This is a genomic window from Novosphingobium sp. PC22D (genome assembly GCF_002556635.1).
In the GTDB taxonomy this organism is placed as follows: Bacteria; Pseudomonadota; Alphaproteobacteria; order Sphingomonadales; family Sphingomonadaceae; genus Novosphingobium.
This window is the reverse complement of sequence record NZ_MWMO01000014.1, coordinates 17,443-31,763: the sequence shown is the minus strand read 5'-3', so window position 1 is coordinate 31,763 and position 14,321 is coordinate 17,443. Positions and strand designations below refer to the sequence as shown.

Here is a 14,321-nt window from a genome sequence, read left to right as displayed (position 1 = left end):
TCACCTGCGGTTGTTGGAGGCGGCCGGGCGCCGCCCTTGGATAGATTTCGCGACTTCCTGCCGGATCGTTGAATGGGCCGCAACCTGACAGGTTGCAGGCTTGTCTTTCAGTTCTCGATCCGCGAGAAATCCGCGACATTGTGCACTGCAACACGGAAACGATCAAGCAAGGCGAGCCGCGCATGGCGCTTGTCGGGATCGGGATCGTTGACCGTCACTTCGTCGAAGAATGCGTCGATCGGCGCGCGCAGCGAGGCGAGCGCCTTCATCGCATCCTCGAAATCCTCCGCGCCGACCGCGCGCGCGGCCTCGGGCTCGGCCTTGTCGAGCGCTTCCAGCAGCGCCTTTTCGGCGGGTTCGGGGGTGTAGGACAGTTCGTGCGCATGGCGCTCGGACATCTTGGCCGCGATCACCGGTGCGAGATCGGGATCGTCGACCATGGCCAGCGGGTCTTCCTCGCCGGTCTGCGCGATCTCGCCCTCGAGCCCGTGCCAGTCCTCCTTCCTGAGGATGTTCGCCGCGCGCTTGTAGCCGGCGAGCAGGTTCTTGCCGTCCTCGGTCTCGACGAAGGCCTGCAGGGCGCGGACACGGGCGAGGAGGCGCACCAGATCGTCCTCGCCGCCGAGCGCGAACACCGCGTCGATCAGATCGTGACGGACACCGGCTTCGCGCTGCTGGACCTTGAGGCGGTCAATGGCGAAAGCCAAAATCTCGTCCGCCACTCGCATTCGATCGGAATAACGATCGTGCGTCAGATCGTGCGCCCGATGCCCCGGAAAATCCTCATAACTGCTAAGTACGAGCTTCCGAAACTCTCCTCGAAGTCCATTTTGCAACACGAGCGCGGCTAGCCCCAGTATCGCACGCCGCAAGGCAAATGGGTCTTTCGAGCCCGTCGGTTTCTCGTCAATCGCGAAAAACCCAACCAGCGTATCCAGCTTGTCAGCCAAACTCACCGCGACCGTCACCGGCGCCGTGGGCACTTCATCACCTTGCCCGACCGGCTTGTAGTGATCGCGGATGGCATCGGCGACGGCATCGGGCAGACCCTCGGCGCGGGCGTAGTAGCCGCCCATCAGGCCCTGCAGTTCGGGGAACTCGCCGACCATCTCGGTCACGAGATCGGCCTTGGCCAGCCGCGCGGCCTGTTCGGCCATGTCCGGATCGGCATCCTTCACGATGCCCTCTTCGACGAGCCACCTCGCCAGTCTGGCCACGCGTTCCACCTTGTCGGCGACGGTGCCCAGCTTCTCGTGGAAGGTGATCCGTTCCAGCTTCTTCGCCTGCTCGGCGAGCGGCACCTTACGGTCCTGATCCCAGAAGAAGCGCGCGTCCGAAAGTCGCGCGGCGAGGACCTTGCGGTTGCCGTCGACCACGCCCGCGCCGCCGTCGTGCGCCTCGATATTGGCGGTGCACACGAAGGCGTTGGCGAGCTTTCCGGCCGAGTCCTCGCACACGAAGTACTTCTGGTTCACCCGCGCGGTGAGCTGGATGACTTCGGGCGGCACTTCGAGATAGGCTTCGTCAAAGCGGCCGAGCAGCGGCACCGGCCATTCGGTGAGCCCGGCGTTCTCGATCACCAGCCCCTCGTCCTCCACGAGCACCAGCCCCGCTTCGGCGGCGGCGGCGCGCGCCTTTTCGCGCACGATGTCCTGCCGTTCCTCGTGATTCACCAGCACGTGGCAGGCGCGCAGCTTGTCGGCATAGTCGTGCGCTCCGCCGATGGTGATCTCGTCGGGGTGGTGGAAGCGGTGGCCGCGCGTCGCATAGCCCGAGCGCACGCCGCCGATCTCGCAGGGCACGAGGTCCTCGCCGAAGATCGCGACCACGCCCGAGAGCGGGCGCACCCAGCGCAGCGAGGCGCTCGACAGCGACTGCGCGCCCCAGCGCATCGACTTGGGCCAGGGAAAGGCGCGGGCGATCGCCGGGATCGCCTCGGCGAGCACCTCGGCGACGGCCCTGCCCGGCCTTTCGACCACCGCGAACCAGGTTTCCTTGCCCTTGACCTCGCGGACTTCGAGCTGGTCCTTGGTCAGCCCGACCTTGCCGAGAAAGCCCGCGAGCGCCTGTTCGGGCGCGCTGGTGGCCGGGCCCTTGGTTTCCTCGCGCACGGCTTCGGTGGCTTCGGGCAGGCCCTCCGCGATCAGCGCGAGGCGGCGCGGGGTCGACCACACGGTGACCGCGCCGCAGGCGACCCCGGCGGCGTCCAGCTCCTTGCGGAACAGCCTTTCGAGATCGGCGCGCGCGCCCGCCTGCATCCGGGCGGGGATCTCCTCAGAGCGCAGTTCCAACAGAAAATCAGGCATTGCCGTCTCCGATCCGCGAAACCTCGAAACCGCCCTCGCGGATCACGTCGAGCGGACTGTTGCCCTCGGTGCACTGGGCGATGACTTCGGACAGGATTCCCGCCTGCTTGAACCGGGCTGCCGGATAGTGGCCGGTGTCGGCGACCAGCAGGTGCTCCATGTTCGCGCCCGAGGGAAACTGCGTCCAGTGCTCGCGATCCTCGGGCGCGTCGCCGTTGATGGTGTAGTAGCGCACGTCCTCGCGGAAGTGGTCTTCCATGCTGCGATGGCGCCACTGGCCGATCTTGCGGCGGAAATTGCGCCAGCGCTTCTCGCCCGGCATCACCTCGGGGTGCATCGAGAACTGCGGGGCGAAGGCGATCACGGTCTCGACCGGCAGGTACTTGCTCGCCCAGATCGCGCCATAGCCGCCCATCGAGTTGCCCAGCGTGATCACGCGCTTGCCCGCGATCCGGTCGGCGATCGCCTCGGTGAAGGTCTCGGGCGCGAAGGCGTTGTACCACGAGCGCGCGAGATCGCTCACGAACAGCGCGCTGAAGCCGGGCAGGCGCGTCGAGCCGACGAACTCCTCGGCGTCGATCCCGCCCATTGCCAGCAGCGTGCCGGTGAAGCACACGAACACCCCCGGCGCGTCGGGATCGCCGAGCGCGGTGACGCGCAGTACGGCGTTCTCGAACACGGTGTCGGTTCCGCGCTGTTCCAGCTTTTCCCGGCGAAGCAGCTTGGGCGCGCTGGCGTGGCCGTTGTGGTGGGTGGCGTTCTTGTAGACCTTGACCGTCATGCCGACCATCCCGCGAACTCGGCAGCCCAGCGTTCGGAGTTCTTTCCGATCCACGCCTCGCACGAGCCCTTGGCGAGATCGCGCACGCGGCCGATGTAGCTCGCGCGCTCCTGCACCGAGATCACGCCGCGCGCCTGCAACAGGTTGAACAGATGCGAGGCCTCGATCGCCTGTTCGTAGGCCGCGAGCGGCACGCCCGCCTCGATGCAGCGGGCGCACTCGGCTTCGGCCTTGGCGAAGCCGTCGAAGAGCGCGGCGGTGTCGGCCACCTCGAAATTGTACTTCGACATTTCGCGCTCGTTCTCGAGGAAGACGTCGGCGTAAGTCACCCCGGCGGAATTGAAGGCGAGATCGTGGTAGCGGTCCTTGCCCTGGATATACATCGCCAGGCGTTCGAGGCCGTAAGTCAGCTCGCCCGCCACGGGCTTGCAGTCATACCCGCCGACCTGCTGGAAATACGTGAACTGGGTCACTTCCATGCCGTCGCACCAGACTTCCCAGCCCAGCCCCCAGGCGCCCAGCGTCGGGCTTTCCCAGTCGTCCTCGACGAAGCGGATGTCGTGCGCCAGCGGATCGATGCCGATCGCGGCGAGGCTGGCAAGGTACAGCTCCTGGAGGTTCTCCGGGTTGGGCTTCAGGATCACCTGATACTGGTAGTAGTGCTGCAAGCGGTTCGGGTTCTCGCCATAGCGGCCGTCGGTGGGGCGGCGCGAGGGCTGGACGTAGGCCGCCTTCCACGGCTCGGGGCCGAGCGCGCGCAGCGTCGTCGCGGGATGGAACGTGCCCGCGCCCATGCGCATGTCGTAGGGCTGCAGGATCGCGCACCCCTGCTGGCTCCAGAACGAATGGAGCGTGAGGATCATGTCCTGAAAGCTCAAGGGATCTTTGCCGGTCATAGGCTCGCGCCTTTACCCAAGGGCGGAGGTGGGTCAACATCGCAATGCCCGCGAAGCGCCGCGTTCAGGTCGACGCCATGGGGCGCGGCGCTATAAGGCGCGCCATGTTCACGCTGAATCGCATGGCGGCCCTCCTGGCCGCGTTCCTGCTGGTTTCGCCCGGCTTCGCGCTGCACGCGGAGCCCCCGGTCGCCCAAAAGCCGGCCTTGCCCCTCACCGTTCCGGCCGATCCACAGGAGGCCGAGACCGTCGCTACGGCAAGCGCGCATCCCGCGCTGTGGAAGATCGCCGACGAGGACACGACGATCTGGCTTTTCGGCACGGTGCATATCCTCCCGGCCGGGATCGACTGGTTCAACGGCCCGGTCGCCGCCGCGTTCGACAGCGCCGACACGCTCGTCACCGAGATCGTCGATCCGGGGCCCGGCAAAATGGCCGCGATCATCGCGAACAAGGCGATGCGCCCGGCCGGAACCAACTTGCGCGACACCTTCGCACCGATCGAACTCGCCGCCTACGAAGGCGCGCTCGGCGATCTGGGCGCCCCTGTGACCATGTTCGACGCCTACAAGCCCTGGTACGCTGCGGTGGGCATTTCGACGCTGCCGCTGATGCGGGAAGGCTTCGCGACCGAGAACGGCGTCGAGCGCACGCTCGTCGCCCGCGCCGTGGCGAAAGGCATGCCGCAGAAGGGGCTCGAAACGCCCGAGGCGCAGATCGGCCTGTTCGACGCCCTGCCCGAGACCGTCCAGCGCCGCTATCTCGCCAACGTCCTCGAACAGCTACCGGGCATCCGCGAAGAGCTCAAGGCCATGATCGAGGCCTGGAAGGCCGGCAACGCGGAAGAACTCGCGCGGATGATGAACGAGGACGAATCCGACCCCGAACTGATCGAGGCGCTGCTGCTCGGCCGCAACCGCGCCTGGGCCGAATGGCTCGCCGATCGCCTCGAGCAGCCGGGCACCGTGTTCGTCGCGGTGGGCGCGGGACATCTCGCCGGCAGCGGCAGCGTTCAGGAACAGCTCGCCCGCGCCGAGATCGAGACCGAGCGGGTCCAGTAGCCGTGTCGCGCTTCACAGCCGGCCTGCGCGCCGCGCTGCTGGCGTTCGCGCTCTTCGCCTGCGCGCCGGAACCGCTCGACGCCGATCCGGCGATCTGGCGGGTCGAGGGACCGGACGGACAGAAGGCTTGGCTCTTCGGCACGATCCACGCCGCTGACCGGCCGCTGAACTGGCGTTCACCTCCCGTCGATGCGGCCTTGGTCGCCGCCGACGAGATCATTGTCGAAGTGGCGGACATGGACCAGGCGAACCTGGCGCGCCGCTTCGCCGCGCTGTCGCGGACATCTGGCCTGCCGCCGCTGATCGATCGCGTTCCGTCGCCAGAGCGGGCGGCGCTCGCCGCGCGGCTCGAGGATCTCGATATCGAGCGCGGGGCGTTCGCGGGCGTCGAGACCTGGGCCGCCGCGCTCACCCTTGCCCGCGCCGCCGCGGACCACGCGGACCCGGATCACGGCGTCGACCGCGCGGTGATCGCCGCCGCCGCGGGCAAGCCGGTGCGCGAACTCGAGGGCGCGGACGCGCAGCTCCGGATCTTCGACGCACTGCCCGAGCGGGAGCAATTCGACCTGCTCGGCGCCGTCCTCGATGGGGCGGAGAACTCGGAGGACGCGTCGCTGGTGCGCAGTTGGGCCCGGGGCGACATGACCGCGATCACGCGCGAGACGCGGCGCGGACTGCTCGCCGATCCGGAACTGCGCGCCGCGCTCTACACGGGCCGCAACCGGCGCTGGACCGCCACCATCGAACGCCGGATCCGCGAGGGCCACCACCCCTTCGTGGCCGTCGGCGCCGCGCATCTGGCCGGGCCGGACGGACTTCCGGCGATGCTGGAGGCACGGGGATTCAAGGTTACCCGGATCGGCTGAGGTCGGGCGTGCGTTCGGCAAGCCGGCGGGCACCCGCGCGAGCGTTCCGCTTGCGTTTCGCGCGAATTACCGCTAACGGCCCGCGCTTCCCGTCATGGTCATCCCTGGAGGCGCGACGGGCGAGCATTGTAATTTCATTCAATACGTCCCGAAAGGTAGAGATCATGAGCGATTCGCTGACCCTGCCGGCCGAGGCACGCGAGCGGGCTGGCAAGGGAGCCTCCCGCGCACTGCGTCGCGAAGGCCGTGTCCCCGCCGTCATCTACGGCGGCAAGGAAGACCCCCTGCCCATCCACGTCGAAGCCAAGGAACTGGCCCGCCAGCTCGGCACCGGCCACTTCATGAACTCGATCGTCATGATCGAGGTCGGCGGCAAGAAGCTGCGCACGCTTCCCAAGGATGTGGCGTTCCACCCGGTCAGCGACCGCGCGCTCCACGTCGATTTCATGCGCCTCGCCAAGGATGCGACGGTGCAGGTCAACGTGCCCGTGATCTTCGCCAACGAGGAAGCCTCGCCCGGCCTCAAGCGCGGCGGCGTGCTCAACATCGTGCGGCACGAACTCGATCTCGTTTGCGATGCCGACAAGATTCCCGACGAGATCGCGATCGACGTGACTGGTCTCGACGTCGGCGATTCGATCCACATCAGCCACGTCAAGCTCCCGACCGGTTCGGAAAGCGCGATCACCGACCGCGACTTCACGATCGCCACGATCGTCGCCCCGTCGGCGCTCAAGAAGGCAGAGGGCGCCGAGCGTGCCGAAGCCGAGGGCGCCGAAGAAGGCGAATCGGAAGACTGATTGCGGCAGGCCCCTCTCGCGCGGGAGGGGCCGCCGGGTTCGTATAGCGGGTCTGGACGATGCAACTCTGGGTTGGCCTCGGCAATCCCGGTCCGCAATATGCGATGCAGCGGCACAACGTGGGCTTCATGGCGCTCGATGCGATTGCCGCCGTTCACGGCTTCGGGCCGGTGCAGAAGAAATTCCAGGGCTGGCTCCAGGAAGGCCGCATCCCCGGGACCGGCGGCGGCGAAAAAGTGCTGCTGCTCAAGCCCGCCACCTTCATGAACGAAAGCGGCCGCGCGGTCGGCGAGGCGATGCGCTTCTACAAGCTCGGCCCCGACGCGCTGACCGTCTTCCACGACGAACTCGATCTCGCGCCCTTCAAGGTCAAGGTGAAACAGGGCGGCGGCACCGCCGGACACAACGGCCTGCGCTCGATCGACAAGCACCTTGGCTCCGATTTCCGCCGCGTTCGGCTCGGCATTGGCCATCCAGGACACAAGGACCGGGTGACCGGCTATGTCCTCGGCAACTTCGCCAAGGCCGAGACCGACGATCTCGCCGAAATGCTGGGCGCCGTCGCCGCCGAAGCCGAATGGCTCGTCCGCGGCGACGATGCCCGTTTCATGAGCGACGTCGCGCTACGCCAGCAGGGTTGAGAAGCTCGCCGCTTGTGCCTGACCCCGTCGGGCGACCATCCGGAGATCGCGGTTAACCGTCGGTTATCATTACAACACACGGACGTTCGAAGAGCCGTTAACCACTGTAAGCCCCAGAATTCCTGGGTTGGCATGGGGATTGCTTTATAAGCCATCAACCATTCCAACCCAGGGGGGACCTGTAATGACCCGCAAGATCGCACTGACCGCCGCATCGGCCACCGCCGCGCTGCTCCTCTCGGCCTCGCCCGCGCTGGCGTGGAGCAAGAACAAGTGGTATCACACCCACTACTGCAACTGCGGACACCAGGCAGGATCGAACTCCTGCGGCTCGACCGGCTCTTCGAGCGGATCGACCACCACTTCGGGCGGTTCGACGGGCGGCTCCACCACCACCTCTGGCGGCTCGACCACGACCGGCGGTTCGGGCGGTCATCCGGTGCCCGAGCCGGGCATGCTGGGCATGATGGGTCTCGGCTTCATCGGCCTTGCCGCCGCGCGTCGCCGCCGTCCGCGCCGCTGATCGCGGCGCGCGACCGAACGCTGCATCCACGCGCCGCCGCCGGTCGGGATCAGCCGGGGGCGCCTTTTGCGGTCCTGCTCCCCGCTTCAAGGCTCGCGGCGGCGGGATCGCCGACCTGCCGCGCCGCCTGTATCGCCAGTTCGAGCAGCCGGGGCGGGAGATCGGGCCGCGTCGTGAGCGGCCGGAGCGTTTCCCACGCAGCCTTCGCGTCTCCAGTCGCGAGCTGGGCTTCGCCCAGCATCATCTGTGCATAGGGGTTGTCGGGCATGAGCAAGGCAGCGCGTGCGAACAGCACCCGTGCATGCTCGGCCTGGCCGAGCCGCAGCAGCGCCTCGGCATAGCTCATCCCGGTGGCCGACTCGGGGTCGAGATCGGCTTCGCGGCCCTGCAGGGCATCGCGAATCTCCCGCCACTGGCCGAGTTCGGACAGGAGCTGGATCTTCAGGTCGATCACGCGCGGATCGTCGGGCGCGAGCTTTTCCGCCTTCTCCAGCTCTGCCTGCGCGCGCTCGACGTCGCCGGCGACATCGAGCTGGCTGGCGAGCGCCAGCCTCGGTGCGACACGATCGGGAAAATCGCGCACGACACCCGCGAACGCATTGATCGCCGCATCGCCATCCTTCGCAGCGATCGCGATATCGCCTTCGAGCACGCGCGTCGCGTAGGCGGCGGGGGCGACCTCGCGCATCCGGCGATAGACACGCCGCGCGCCCGAGACGTCGTTGGCGACGAGCAGCATGCGCGCATAGGCCGTAGCCGCGCGAATATCCCTGCCCTCGGCCAGTGCCCGCTCGAATTCGGCGATGGCGTCGCCCCGTCTTCCAAGCTTGCGCAGCGCTTCGGCGCGGACATAGCGGCTCTGGGCGGCTGGCACCGCTTCGAGGTGATCGAGCGCTTCGGCGGGTTTGCCCTCGATCAGCGCGAGTTCCGCCTTGAGCGGCGCCAGTCGGGAAGCCGGAACTCCCGCACGCCCGGCGCGCGCGATGGCGAAGCCCGCGCCGTCCGCGTCGCCGGCGCGCAGTTGCGCCTTCGCCAGCAGGACCAGCATTTCGCGATTGTCCGGCTCGGCGCGCAGGGCGGCACTGAGCGCGATGCGCGCGCCGTCGTAGTCCTGCGCGGCGAAGCGCTCCTTCGCGCGCGAAAACTCGGCGCCGGGATCGTCCCGGCACCCTGCCGCGAGGGCGATCGGCAGAAGCTGCATCGCGATGCGCGTCGTCAGTTTCATGGCGCCGGTCTAGCGGCGATGCCTGAAAAATGGATGAAACCGGCATGACCGTCGCGCGAATCTGGCCAACCGGGCAAGCGGGCGCTATGGGCGCGCTCACTTACCACCGGAGGAATTCATGGGATTTCGTTGCGGGATCGTCGGCCTGCCCAACGTCGGCAAGTCGACGCTGTTCAACGCGCTGACCGAAACGCAGGCGGCGCAGGCCGCGAACTATCCGTTCTGCACGATCGAGCCGAACGTCGGTCAGGTCGGCGTGCCCGACCCGCGGCTTGAAAAGCTCGCCGGAATCGCCGGTTCGGCGAAGATCATCCCGACCCAGCTCGCCTTCGTCGACATCGCCGGGCTGGTGCGCGGCGCGTCGAAGGGCGAGGGTCTGGGCAACCAGTTCCTCGGCAACATTCGCGAAGTCGACGCGATCATCCACGTTCTGCGCTGCTTCGAGAACGACGACATCCAGCACGTCGACAACCGCGTCGATCCCATCGCCGACGCCGAGACGGTCGAGACCGAGCTGCTGCTTTCCGATCTCGAAAGCCTCGAAAAGCGCGTCCCCGCCGCTCAGAAAAAGGCGACCGGCGGCGACAAGGAGGCCAAGATCACCGCAAGCGTGCTCGGCCAGGCGCTCGAACTGCTGCGCGAAGGCAAGCCCGCGCGGCTGACCCAGCCCAGGGACGAGGAGGAAGCGCGCATCTTCCGCCAGGCGCAACTCCTTACGGCGAAGCCGGTGCTCTACGTCTGCAACGTCGAGGAAGAGGCCGCAGCGGAGGGCAACGCTTTTTCCGCCAAGGTCTTCGAGAAAGCGGCTGCCGAAGGCGCGAGCGCGGTAATCGTCTCGGCCGCGATCGAGGCGGAGCTGATCGGCATGGACGCCGAGGACCGGATCGCCTTTCTCGAGGAGATGGGCCTGCACGAGACCGGGCTCGCGCGGATCATCCGCGCCGGCTACGAACTGCTCGAATTGCTGACCTTCTTCACCGTCGGCCCCAAGGAAGCGCGCGCCTGGACAGTCCATACGGGCGCCAAGGCGCCCGAGGCGGCGGGCGAGATCCACTCCGACATGGAACGCGGCTTCATCCGCGCCGAGACCATCGCCTTCGACGACTACGTGTCGCTCGGCGGCGAGGGACCGGCCAAGGAGGCGGGCAAGCTGCGCCAGGAAGGCAAGGACTACGTGGTGCGCGACGGCGACGTCCTGCACTTCAAGTTCAACGTCTGACCGAAGGCCCCGTCTGGTGCGGGCCTGAACCGGCCCGGCACCAATTCCGCGTCCGTGCGTTGCCTTTTCAGGGGGCAAGACAGGACGACGGGCACGATGGTCGACAAATCCGAAAAAGTGGTCTGGCTCGCGCGGCTGGGCTTCGTGGCGCGCGGCGTGGTCTACGTGCTGCTGGGCTATTTCGCGCTGAGCAGCACTGGAGCATCGCGCGCGCAGGACGGCCCGAGCGGCGCCTTCGAGTGGATCCAGCATGTTCCCGGCGGCACGGTCATCCTCTTCGTGGCGGCGATCGGCCTGCTCGGATACGCACTTTTCCGCTTCTCTTGCGCCCTGTTCGACACCGAACGGCACGGCACCGACGTCAAGGGCATCGGCCACCGTATCGCCTTCTTCTGCAGCGGCCTGATCCACGTCTTCCTCGCCTGGACCGCCGCCCAGTTCGCTTACGGCGCCAAGCGGCAGGCGGACGACAGCACGCAGGACATGGCGAACACCGTGCTCACCATCGACTTCGGGAGCGTAGCGCTCGGGATCGCTGGCCTCGCGTTGCTCGTCGCCGGCTTCATGCAGGGCAAGGACGCCCTCACCGCCAAGTTCATGAACCGCGTTTCGGTTCGCGCGCCGCAGGCCACTTGCTGGATCGGACGCATCGGATACGGTGCGCGCGGCGTCGTCTTCCTGGTGATGGGCTGGTCGCTGCTGCGCTCCGCCTGGTTCGAACGGAGCAGCGAGGTGCTCTCGCTCGGCAGCGCCCTCACCGACTTGCGCGATATGGGCCTGCTCTACACGCTGGTCGCGCTCGGACTGCTGATGTTCGGTGTCTTCAGCGTAATCGTCGCGCGGTATCGCGTCATCCCCGACCCCACACCAAAGGGACATCCCAGCCACGCCTGATGCCAGAGATTAGCTTATGCTGATGACCTCATCCGACCGGACCCGCAAAGCCGTGCTCTATCGCATGGTCATGGAGAAACACGTCTGCCCGTTCGGCCTCAAGTCCAAGCATCTGCTCAGATCCGAGGGCTATGAGATCGAGGACCACTGGCTGCGCACGCGCGAGGAAACCGACGCCTTCAAGCGCGAACACGATGTCGATACGACGCCGCAGACCTTCATCGGCGGCGAACGGATCGGCGGCTATACCGACCTGCGCGAACACTTCGGCAAGCCCCTGCCCGACCCCGACGCGACGAGCTACAAGCCCGTTCTCGCCGTCTTCGCGACCGGAGCCGCGATTGCTCTCGCGGTAAGCCTCCTCGCCTTCGGTACCCCGTTTACGGTGCGCGCCGCCGAATGGTTCGTCTCGATCACCATGATGCTGCTGGCCATGCTGAAGCTGCAGGATGTCGAGAGCTTCTCCTCGATGTTCCTGAGCTACGATCTGCTCGCGCGTCGCTACGTGCCCTATTCCTACGTCTATCCTTTCGGCGAGTGGCTCGCGGGCGCGCTGATGACGGCGCATGCGCTGCCGTGGATCTCGATACCCGTCGCCGGCTTCATCGGCGCGATCGGAGCGGCATCTGTGTTCTGCGCGGTCTACGTCCAGAAGCGCGAGCTCAAGTGCGCCTGCGTGGGCGGCGGCAGCAACGTGCCGCTGGGATTCGTATCGCTGACCGAGAACCTGGCCATGCTCGGCATGGCGATCTGGATGCTTGCCCGCCCCTGAGGCGCGTTCACGCCGCGCAAGTCACCCGGCCGAGCTTGTCGAACGCGACGCGTTCCTGCGCGTCGTGGATGACCAGACGGCTCGGCCAACTGTCGGCATCGCCGCCCTCCCCGGCCTGCGCCACGAGTTCGACCCAGTGGTCGAGCCCGATGTAGATCGAGCGGGCGCCCGACGGCAGTTCCGCGCTGCCCGCCTTTGCCGCTACCGGCTGCAGCTCTCCGTCGAGCTTGAGGTAACCGCGATCGCTTTGCGCGACGAAGATCGGCTCGTCGCCCTTCTCGAGACGAAACACGCAGCCGCGCGCCAGATCGTAGCGGGCGATGTCCGCGCGCGAGAACGGCTGCGGCAAAATCGGCGTGAAGGGAATCTGATTCATCCGCTCGACCATGGCGACGTCCTGCTCCGCGTCGGCGGCCTTGCGGGCCTTCTTCTCCGGGCCTTGGCCGCAAGCGCCCAGCATCAACGTCGCGATCAGCGCGACGGCAACCGCATTTCGCATCGCATCACTTTCGTCCGAAAAGTTTTTCGATATCCTCGTGTGCGAGCTTAACCCACGTCGGGCGTCCATGGTTGCATTGGCCCGAACGCGGCGTTCGTTCCATTTCGCGCAGGAGCGCGTTCATCTCCGCGACCGTAAGCGTGCGCCCGGCCCGCACCGAGCCATGGCAGGCCATCGTAGCCAGTACGAGATCGAGCTTTTCGCCCAGCAGCAGCGCGTCGCCGTGGCGTGCGAGATCGTCGGCGATGTCGCGCACCAGCGCCCCGACATCCGCCCGCCCCAGCGCGGCGGGGATCGCGCGCACCAGCAGCGCGGTGGGGCCGAAGCGCTCGATGGCGAGGCCAAGCTCGGCGAGCTGCGCGGCTTTCTCCTCGACCCTGTCGCAGTCGACTTCCTCGAGTTCGACCACCTCGGGCAGCAGCAAGGCCTGCGAGCGGGCCACCGCATCGCCCGCCCCCGCCGCCTTGAGCCGCTCGAGCACGAGCCGCTCGTGCGCCGCATGCTGATCGACGATGACGAGCCCGTCCTCGGCCTCGGCGACGATGTAGGTCTCGGCCACTTGTCCGCGTGCCACGCCCAACGGATAGTCTCGCGCATCATCGCCCGCCGGCTCGGCGGCTTCCGCCCGGCCGGACGGCGAGGTCATCACGTTCTGTTCGTAGGCGCGCCAGGCCGGACCAGATTCGCTCACGCGGGTCTGCGGCGCCGAATACTGCCGCGCGAACAGCGACCCGAGCGAGGGCGCGGCCCGCCCCGGATCGGGCGCGGAGGGCTCGACCTGCCAGTTCGCCATGGCCCCCGCCGCCGGCGCCTGCGCGCTACGCTGTCCGGCCGCTTCGAGCGCGTGACGCAGCGCGCCGACCAGGAACCCGCGCACGAAGGCGGGGTCGCGAAAGCGGACCTCGGTCTTGGCGGGATGGACGTTGACGTCGACGTCCTCGGGCGGAACCTCGAGGAACAGTGCGAGCACCGCATGGCGATCGCGCGCCAGCATATCGGCATAGGCGCCGCGCACCGCACCGATCAGCAGCCGGTCCTTCACCGGCCGGCCGTTGACGAACAGGTACTGATGATCCGCGACGCCCCGATTGAACGTGGGCAGCCCCGCCACCCCGGTCAACCGCGAGGCGCCGCGTTCGGCGTCGATCACCACCCCATCCTCGGCCAGTTCCCTGGCCACGAGCCTTGCCACGCGCGCCGCCAGCGTCTCCCCGGCCTGGACGCCGAGCGTGCGCCGCCCGTCGTGCTCGAGAGTGAAGGCGACATCGGGCCGCGACATCGCGAGGCGGCGCACGACGTCGATGCAGGCGGCGTATTCCGATCGCGGCGTGCGCAGGAACTTGCGCCGCGCGGGGACCTTGCCGAACAGGTTCTCGACACGGATGCGCGTGCCCGGCGGGAGCGCGGCTGGCCCGTCGCCGGCAAGCTGCGAGTGATCGACGATGCGCCGCCAGCCCTCGCCCGCCTCGCGCGGACGGCTCTCGACCGTCAGCCGCGAAACGCTCGCGATCGAGGGCAGCGCCTCGCCGCGAAAGCCCAGCGTGGCGACGCGCTCGATCTCGCCGTGGGGCAGCTTCGAGGTGGCGTGCCGTTCGAGCGCCAGGGCGATGTCTGCCGCGCTCATCCCGCAGCCGTCGTCCGTCACCTCGATCATGTCCAGCCCGCCCGATACGATCCGCACGTCGATCGCGCCGGCGCCCGCGTCGAGCGCATTCTCGACCATTTCCTTGAGCGCCGAGGCCGGTCGTTCCACCACTTCGCCGGCGGCGATGCGGTTGACGAGATCGTCGGGGAGGCGGCGAATTTCGGGCATGGAACACCTCTATCGACGAAATGGC

The 14,321-nt window shown here is 67.7% G+C and carries 14 protein-coding genes; 8 read left to right on the top strand and 6 right to left on the bottom strand.

Going from position 1 to position 14,321, the window contains the following annotated elements:
* Positions 1–107: 107 nt before the first annotated feature.
* From glyS to B2G71_RS17925, 3 genes are read right to left on the bottom strand one after another with little or no spacing between them, the layout of a single operon-like run.
* Positions 108–2,306, bottom strand: coding sequence for a glycine--tRNA ligase subunit beta (gene glyS / locus B2G71_RS17935; protein ID WP_098108089.1), 2,199 nt, complete (start codon positions 2,304–2,306; stop codon positions 108–110).
* On the bottom strand, positions 2,299–3,087 hold the full coding sequence (locus tag B2G71_RS17930; RefSeq protein ID WP_141521605.1) for an alpha/beta hydrolase: 789 nt from the start codon (positions 3,085–3,087) through the stop codon (positions 2,299–2,301). Before B2G71_RS17930 ends, glyS begins: the two co-directional genes overlap by 8 nt.
* Positions 3,084–3,983 (bottom strand): glycine--tRNA ligase subunit alpha, encoded by a 900-nt coding sequence (locus B2G71_RS17925; RefSeq protein WP_098108087.1) that lies wholly within the window; start codon positions 3,981–3,983, stop codon positions 3,084–3,086. The genes B2G71_RS17930 and B2G71_RS17925 overlap by 4 nt, the downstream gene beginning before the upstream one ends.
* Positions 3,984–4,087: 104 nt before the next feature.
* On the opposite strand from B2G71_RS17925, the gene B2G71_RS24555 reads away from it, so the two are divergent.
* The 5 genes from B2G71_RS24555 to B2G71_RS17900 all read left to right on the top strand — a co-directional run bounded on the left by B2G71_RS24555 (position 4,088) and on the right by B2G71_RS17900 (position 7,874).
* A complete protein-coding gene (locus B2G71_RS24555; protein ID WP_240530214.1) occupies positions 4,088–5,044 on the top strand; it encodes a TraB/GumN family protein in 957 nt (318 codons plus the stop codon).
* A 2-nt stretch (positions 5,045–5,046) separates the two neighbouring features.
* The gene (locus B2G71_RS17915; protein WP_240530213.1) at positions 5,047–5,910 is read left to right on the top strand and encodes a TraB/GumN family protein; all 864 of its coding nucleotides are present in this window, start codon (positions 5,047–5,049) and stop codon (positions 5,908–5,910) included.
* A 164-nt stretch (positions 5,911–6,074) separates the two neighbouring features.
* Complete coding sequence (locus B2G71_RS17910; protein WP_098108085.1) at positions 6,075–6,710, top strand: 50S ribosomal protein L25/general stress protein Ctc; 636 nt, start codon at positions 6,075–6,077, stop codon at positions 6,708–6,710.
* A 59-nt stretch (positions 6,711–6,769) separates the two neighbouring features.
* A complete protein-coding gene (pth, locus tag B2G71_RS17905) occupies positions 6,770–7,351 on the top strand; it encodes an aminoacyl-tRNA hydrolase (RefSeq protein WP_098108084.1) in 582 nt (193 codons plus the stop codon).
* A gap of 184 nt (positions 7,352–7,535) precedes the next feature.
* Positions 7,536–7,874 (top strand): PEP-CTERM sorting domain-containing protein, encoded by a 339-nt coding sequence (locus tag B2G71_RS17900; protein WP_098108083.1) that lies wholly within the window; start codon positions 7,536–7,538, stop codon positions 7,872–7,874.
* Between the two features lie 49 nt (positions 7,875–7,923).
* Here B2G71_RS17900 and B2G71_RS17895 read toward each other — a convergent pair whose 3' ends face one another.
* Positions 7,924–9,099: a tetratricopeptide repeat protein gene (locus B2G71_RS17895; protein WP_098108082.1), complete on the bottom strand. Its 1,176-nt coding sequence runs from the start codon at positions 9,097–9,099 to the stop codon at positions 7,924–7,926.
* Between the two features lie 118 nt (positions 9,100–9,217).
* On the opposite strand from B2G71_RS17895, the gene ychF reads away from it, so the two are divergent.
* The 3 genes from ychF (at position 9,218) to B2G71_RS17880 (ending at position 11,984) form a co-directional block, all read left to right on the top strand.
* Positions 9,218–10,318, top strand: coding sequence for a redox-regulated ATPase YchF (gene ychF / locus B2G71_RS17890; RefSeq protein WP_098108081.1), 1,101 nt, complete (start codon positions 9,218–9,220; stop codon positions 10,316–10,318).
* A 96-nt stretch (positions 10,319–10,414) separates the two neighbouring features.
* Positions 10,415–11,212 carry a DUF1206 domain-containing protein gene (locus B2G71_RS17885; protein ID WP_098108080.1) on the top strand — a complete coding sequence of 266 codons (798 nt, stop codon included), beginning with the start codon at positions 10,415–10,417 and terminating at the stop codon, positions 11,210–11,212.
* A gap of 16 nt (positions 11,213–11,228) precedes the next feature.
* On the top strand, positions 11,229–11,984 hold the full coding sequence (locus B2G71_RS17880; RefSeq protein ID WP_240530212.1) for a glutaredoxin: 756 nt from the start codon (positions 11,229–11,231) through the stop codon (positions 11,982–11,984).
* 7 nt (positions 11,985–11,991) lie between these two features.
* Here the strand turns inward: B2G71_RS17880 and B2G71_RS17875 are convergent, their stop codons facing one another.
* Positions 11,992–12,483, bottom strand: coding sequence for a hypothetical protein (locus B2G71_RS17875; RefSeq protein WP_098108079.1), 492 nt, complete (start codon positions 12,481–12,483; stop codon positions 11,992–11,994).
* A 4-nt stretch (positions 12,484–12,487) separates the two neighbouring features.
* Positions 12,488–14,296 carry a DNA mismatch repair endonuclease MutL gene (gene mutL, locus B2G71_RS17870; RefSeq protein WP_098108078.1) on the bottom strand — a complete coding sequence of 603 codons (1,809 nt, stop codon included), beginning with the start codon at positions 14,294–14,296 and terminating at the stop codon, positions 12,488–12,490.
* Between the last annotated feature and the right edge of the window lie 25 nt (positions 14,297–14,321).

Coding starts and splice junctions, on each gene's coding strand:
- pth (WP_098108084.1), top strand. CDS start 6,770: ATGCAACTCTGGGTTGGCCTCGGCAATCCCGGTCCGCAATATGCGATG.
- B2G71_RS24555 (WP_240530214.1), top strand. CDS start 4,088: ATGTTCACGCTGAATCGCATGGCGGCCCTCCTGGCCGCGTTCCTGCTG.
- B2G71_RS17880 (WP_240530212.1), top strand. CDS start 11,229: ATGCTGATGACCTCATCCGACCGGACCCGCAAAGCCGTGCTCTATCGC.
- B2G71_RS17885 (WP_098108080.1), top strand. CDS start 10,415: ATGGTCGACAAATCCGAAAAAGTGGTCTGGCTCGCGCGGCTGGGCTTC.
- B2G71_RS17900 (WP_098108083.1), top strand. CDS start 7,536: ATGACCCGCAAGATCGCACTGACCGCCGCATCGGCCACCGCCGCGCTG.
- B2G71_RS17925 (WP_098108087.1), bottom strand. CDS start 3,983: ATGACCGGCAAAGATCCCTTGAGCTTTCAGGACATGATCCTCACGCTC.
- B2G71_RS17875 (WP_098108079.1), bottom strand. CDS start 12,483: ATGCGAAATGCGGTTGCCGTCGCGCTGATCGCGACGTTGATGCTGGGC.
- ychF (WP_098108081.1), top strand. CDS start 9,218: ATGGGATTTCGTTGCGGGATCGTCGGCCTGCCCAACGTCGGCAAGTCG.
- B2G71_RS17895 (WP_098108082.1), bottom strand. CDS start 9,099: ATGAAACTGACGACGCGCATCGCGATGCAGCTTCTGCCGATCGCCCTC.
- mutL (WP_098108078.1), bottom strand. CDS start 14,296: ATGCCCGAAATTCGCCGCCTCCCCGACGATCTCGTCAACCGCATCGCC.
- glyS (WP_098108089.1), bottom strand. CDS start 2,306: ATGCCTGATTTTCTGTTGGAACTGCGCTCTGAGGAGATCCCCGCCCGG.
- B2G71_RS17930 (WP_141521605.1), bottom strand. CDS start 3,087: ATGACGGTCAAGGTCTACAAGAACGCCACCCACCACAACGGCCACGCC.
- B2G71_RS17910 (WP_098108085.1), top strand. CDS start 6,075: ATGAGCGATTCGCTGACCCTGCCGGCCGAGGCACGCGAGCGGGCTGGC.